The sequence below is a fragment of the uncultured Succinivibrio sp. genome, from assembly GCF_902756765.1.
Lineage (GTDB): Bacteria > Pseudomonadota > Gammaproteobacteria > Enterobacterales > Succinivibrionaceae > Succinivibrio.
Genome location: NZ_CACVSS010000112.1, coordinates 1 through 5,090 on the forward strand (window position 1 = coordinate 1; position 5,090 = coordinate 5,090).

General features: G+C 40.4%; 5 protein-coding genes. 4 read left to right on the top strand and 1 reads right to left on the bottom strand.

From position 1 onward, the window contains the following. The 4 genes from QZU45_RS10775 to QZU45_RS10790 form a co-directional block, all read left to right on the top strand. Positions 1 to 321: aminomethyltransferase beta-barrel domain-containing protein (locus QZU45_RS10775; RefSeq protein ID WP_366925493.1), on the top strand; the 321-nt coding region annotated here is incomplete at its 5' end. Positions 322 to 325: 4 nt separating this feature from the next. Continuing rightward, positions 326 to 973, top strand: coding sequence for a DUF489 family protein (locus QZU45_RS10780; protein ID WP_074841569.1), 648 nt, complete (start codon positions 326 to 328; stop codon positions 971 to 973). 32 nt (positions 974 to 1,005) lie between these two features. Next, entirely contained in the window at positions 1,006 to 2,373 is a 1,368-nt protein-coding gene (gene purB / locus QZU45_RS10785; RefSeq protein WP_295355176.1) for an adenylosuccinate lyase, read from the top strand. Positions 2,374 to 2,552: 179 nt separating this feature from the next. After that, a complete protein-coding gene (locus tag QZU45_RS10790) occupies positions 2,553 to 3,674 on the top strand; it encodes a 5-methyltetrahydropteroyltriglutamate--homocysteine S-methyltransferase (RefSeq protein ID WP_295355178.1) in 1,122 nt (373 codons plus the stop codon). Between the two features lie 250 nt (positions 3,675 to 3,924). Here QZU45_RS10790 and kdsA read toward each other — a convergent pair whose 3' ends face one another. Then, positions 3,925 to 4,779: a 3-deoxy-8-phosphooctulonate synthase gene (gene kdsA, locus QZU45_RS10795; RefSeq protein WP_295355180.1), complete on the bottom strand. Its 855-nt coding sequence runs from the start codon at positions 4,777 to 4,779 to the stop codon at positions 3,925 to 3,927. Between the last annotated feature and the right edge of the window lie 311 nt (positions 4,780 to 5,090).

Below are 5,090 nucleotides of genomic sequence, written 5' to 3' on the forward strand. Positions count from 1 at the left end.
TGGTATGTTGTTGACAAGGATGTTAAAAACAATACCCTAATCGTGGCTGAAGGCAATGATGACAAGGCTTTATACTCAATTGGACTGAATGCGATTTCAGAAACCTGGATAACAGATTGTCCAAACTTACCATTTGAGTGCACTTGTAAAATTCGCTACCGTCAGCCTGATGTTGAATGTACAATTTACCGCGAAAAGGAAAACCTGAGGGTTATGTTTAAAAAGCCTGTTGCTGCTGTTGCCCCTGGTCAGTCAGTGGTCTTCTATGACGGACCTGACTGTTTAGGTGGAGCTGTTATTGATAGTCACATCAAGGATTAGCTGTATGACCGATATTAAATCAGAGACAATCGCACTTGCAGCATTATTTCAGTGCTGCACTCAGATTCAGAGACTGGCATCAACCGGTTACTATGACGAGCAGTCTGTTTCATGTGTACTCAGAGCACTTCTGGTTACCGATCCGAGAACAATTGAGGATATTTATGAGCCATCAAGACTGATGGTTGGATTCAAACAGCTTGTGGACAGTTTCGGCAAATCTGATGTTACCAAGACTGCTACAACCATTGAAGTTACCAAAATGGCCTTAAAGCTGATTTCTCTTGCCCACAACGTTGAGAGAAATTCAAAGATCTTCGGCAGACTATCTGACGAAATCGACGGTCTGAAAAGAGCTGTTACCGCAGAACATCCTGACTTTTTTGAAGCTGGTATATCTGTTGTTAACGATCCAACCAACATTCATCTTTTCGGTTCTCTTTATCAGTCAATTATCAGCCCTAATTTTGCAAAACTCCTGATTTACGGAGAGGAGCGTCATCTTAGAATTCCTGAGAATCAGGAGAAGATAAGAGCACTGCTGCTTGCTGGTATCAGAGCTGTAATTCTGTGGAGACAGGTTGGCGGCAGAAGACGATTCCTGGTATTCCGTCGCAAGGCAATTTTAGAATACGCGAAAAAGTTTTCCTAACAGTTCGATGTACTTTTCTAATGAGGATTAAAATGAACTTATCATCACTATCTGCAATTTCACCATTGGACGGACGTTACGGTTCTAAGACCGAAGAACTAAGACCAATCTTCTCAGAGTATGGTCTGATGCGTTTCCGAGTTCAGGTTGAACTTACATGGTTAAAGCACCTGGCAGCCTGCGAGGAAATTAAGGAAGTTCCAGCATTTTCAAAGGAAACAATTGCTTTTATTGATGACATCATCGCTAATTTCTCAGAAGAAGACGCGTTAGATATCAAAAAGCGTGAAGCTGTAACTAACCACGATGTTAAGGCAGTTGAGTATTTCTTAAAGGATAAGACTGCAAAATGCGAAGAGATTGCAAAGGTAAAGGAATTTATCCACTTTGCATGTACCTCAGAAGATATCAACAATAACTCTCACGCCCTAATGCTGAAGACTGCCCGCGAGGAGGTTATTCTTCCTGTTATTGATGAAATCATCGCCAAGATCACAGAGCTTGCACACAAATATGCAGACGTTCCTCTTTTAGCAAGAACCCACGGTCAGCCAGCCTCTCCAACCACTATCGGTAAGGAAATGGCAAACGTTGTATACCGTATGCGTCGTCAGCGCAAGCAGATCGAAGCTGTTGAAATCATGGGCAAGATCAACGGTGCAGTTGGCAATTTCAATGCTCACAGTGTTTCCTATCCAAATGTTGACTGGTATGAGTTCTCAAAGAAATTTGAAGAGGATTTAGGTCTGACCTTTAATCCATATACCACTCAGATTGAGCCTCATGACTACATTGCAGAACTGTTTGCTGCAGTTGACAGATTCAACACCATCCTTATCGACTTTGACAGAGACATCTGGGGATACATTTCAAACGGTGTATTCACTCAGAAGACTATTGCTGGAGAAATTGGTTCTTCAACCATGCCTCACAAGGTTAACCCAATCGATTTTGAAAACTCTGAGGGTAATCTGGGAATTGCAAATGCCCTGTTTGTTCACTTAGGCAACAAGCTTCCAATTTCACGTTTCCAGAGAGATCTTACCGATTCAACTGTACTGCGTAATTTAGGTGTAGCCTTCGGTTACTCAATTCTTGCCTACAAGTCTACTCTAAAGGGCATTTCAAAGCTTCAGGCCAATGCTGAGCATACAGCAATTGAGCTTGATAACAACTGGGAAGTTTTAGCTGAGCCATACCAGACTGTAATGCGTCGTTACGGCATTGAGAATCCATATGAGAAGTTAAAGGCTCTTACCCGCGGTCAGAAAGTTACCAAGGAAATCATGGAGAACTTCCTAGAAGAGCTTGATATGCCAGAAGAGGCAAAGGCTCTACTAAGAGGTCTAACCCCTGCTAAATATATCGGTCGTGCTGTTCAGTTCGCAAAAGATATCTAATCTATAGATATAGACCGAATATAATCTAAAACTGAAGAGGCTTATCAAAGAGCTCTTCAGTTTTTAGTTTCAGGATATAGTATGAAGCTATATCCAACTATTCAAAATCAGTATTAGAAAAAAGCCCTTCTATCATATAACTTATCCTTACTAAAACTAAATAATAAGGAAAGATCTATATGAACAAGACAATACCATTCAGATTTGACTATGTCGGCAGCTTCTTAAGACCCTCTGCTGTTAAGAATGCGAGAACTCTGTACAAGGCAAACAAACTTTCAAAAGAAGAGCTTAATGTTGTAGAAAACGAAGAAATTGCAAAGCTTATCCAGAAACAGAAAAATGCAGGTTTCCATGTAATCACCGATGGTGAATACAGAAGAGCATACTGGCATCTTGATTTCTTCTGGGGACTAAATGGTATTGAAGAGACAGAATTAAGCCACGGTTATTTCTTCCACGGAGAAGAAACTGCAAAAGGGTCAATTAAGGTAACAGGAAAAATCACCGGTGAGAATCATCCTTTTGTACAGTACTTTAAATATGTAAAAGAATTTGAGGATGAAAATACTGTAGCCAAACAGACCTTCCCTGCTCCTGCACAGCTTCTGGCAGAGCTGTTCAGAAAGGACAACATCGAGAATACAAAGTCCTTCTATCCTGATATCAACGTTCTGATTGAAGATATCGGTGCAGCATACAGAACAGTCATCAGAGAACTTTATGAAGCCGGCTGTAGAAATATTCAGCTAGACGACTGTACCTGGGGAATGTTCGTAGATGAGAAATACTGGGCAAACCGTCAGAACGGAAATGTCTCCTTTGAGGACGAGGCCAATAAATATCTGAGAGTAAATAATCTTGCTCTTGAAGGCAAACCTTCTGATCTGACCATCACCACTCATGTCTGCCGCGGCAACTATCACTCAACCTATGCCTGCACAGGTCCATACGACAAGATTGCTCCTTTCTTATTTGCTAGGGAGAACGTTGATGCCTTCTATCTTGAGTTCGATGATGAACGTTCAGGCGGCTTTGAATGTCTGAAATACATTCCTAAGGATAAAAAGGTTATTCTAGGTTTAATTACCTCAAAGAGAGCCGATCTTGAGGATAAGGAATTCATCAAGAAAAGAATAGCAGAGGCATCAAAGTACGTTGATCTGGACAGACTTAATCTATCACCACAGTGTGGTTTTGCTTCTTGTGAAATCGGCAATAAATTAACCGAAGATGATCAGTGGGCAAAACTGAAGCTGGTTAAGGAGATAGCAGGAGAAGTCTGGAGAGATAATCAGTAAACGAACACAGAACAGAATGTAGAAAGGAGATGAGAGCTGAGTCCATCTCTTTTCTTTTTTATATCATTTAGGTTAATTTTTTATTTTCTGGTCGTCGATTCCATCATATCCAAAATACCATTCTAGGACATTAACGGCTTGGTCCATCAAATTGAGAAAAGCTTTTAACACTCTCTATCTACTTTAGTAGAAAAAGTGGCAGACTTAAATTTAAATGCTGGCAGAATCACCAGCATTGATTTTGAAAGGATTATTTTGAGGTATCTAGTTCATCAAATGATTTAACCAGATCATCAATTGCCTTGCACTGTTTTAAGAACGGTTCAAGTTTATCCAAAGGCAGAGCAGAAGGACCATCACATTTAGCCTCATTTGGATTTGGATGAGCTTCAAGAAATAGACCGCCAATACCCACAGCCATACCTGCACGAGCAAGATCTGCAACCTGGGCTCTTCTGCCACCTGAGGCTGCGCCGGTACTGTCTCGGCACTGCAGAGAATGTGTAACGTCAAAAATAATAGGATAGCCACCGCATACCTGTTTCATAACTCCAAAGCCTAACATATCAACAACCAGATTGTCATAGCCGAAGTTTGTGCCGCGGTCGCACAGCAGAATATTTCTGTTTCCGCACTCTTCAATCTTCTGTGTGATGTTAATCATCTGAGATGGAGAAAGGAACTGAGGCTTCTTAATATTGATTACCTTACCGGTTTTAGCAATTGCCGCTACAAGATCAGTCTGTCTTGCAAGGAAAGCAGGAATCTGCAGAACATCACAAACCTCAGCAACGATAGGAGCCTGAAAGACTTCATGCACATCGGTAATCACAGGAACATTGAAGGTTTTCTTAAGTTCCTCAAAAATCTTCATGCCTTCATCAAGACCAGGACCACGGTATGAAAATACAGAAGAACGGTTTGCCTTGTCAAAACTTGCTTTAAAGACATATGGAATATTAAGTTTTGAGGTAACATTTACATAATGTTCACAGACCTTCATTGCAAGATCACGACTCTCAAGAACATTCATTCCACCAAATAGAACAAACTTATTCTGATTGGAAACCTTGATATCTCCAATCTCAATTACTCTATGCTGCATAAAATAACTCCTTAATACTGAGTTAATTTTACCATGAAAAGAAAAAGATTATGAAAAGAAAAAGATTATATTTAACCATCAGCCGAAAGGGACATAAAAAAACAATAAATAGAAGAAAAATATCGGTGACAAACAAATCAATCTGTATTGCCACCGAATTCCTGGAGATCTAGCTGATTGAATCTAATTGCGAAATTGAGGTATGTCGGCGATCAAGTCCATTATTCTTGTAATATTCGGCCTTTGCCTTGTACATTCTCTCATCAGCAAGCTTTGCAAGTTCATCTATGTTTGCATCAGGATAATCTACC

Bases quoted from the DNA above. Each gene is read 5' to 3' on its own strand.
- QZU45_RS10780 (WP_074841569.1), top strand. From the start codon at position 326: ATGACCGATATTAAATCAGAGACAATCGCACTTGCAGCATTATTTCAG.
- purB (WP_295355176.1), top strand. From the start codon at position 1,006: ATGAACTTATCATCACTATCTGCAATTTCACCATTGGACGGACGTTAC.
- QZU45_RS10790 (WP_295355178.1), top strand. From the start codon at position 2,553: ATGAACAAGACAATACCATTCAGATTTGACTATGTCGGCAGCTTCTTA.
- kdsA (WP_295355180.1), bottom strand. From the start codon at position 4,779: ATGCAGCATAGAGTAATTGAGATTGGAGATATCAAGGTTTCCAATCAG.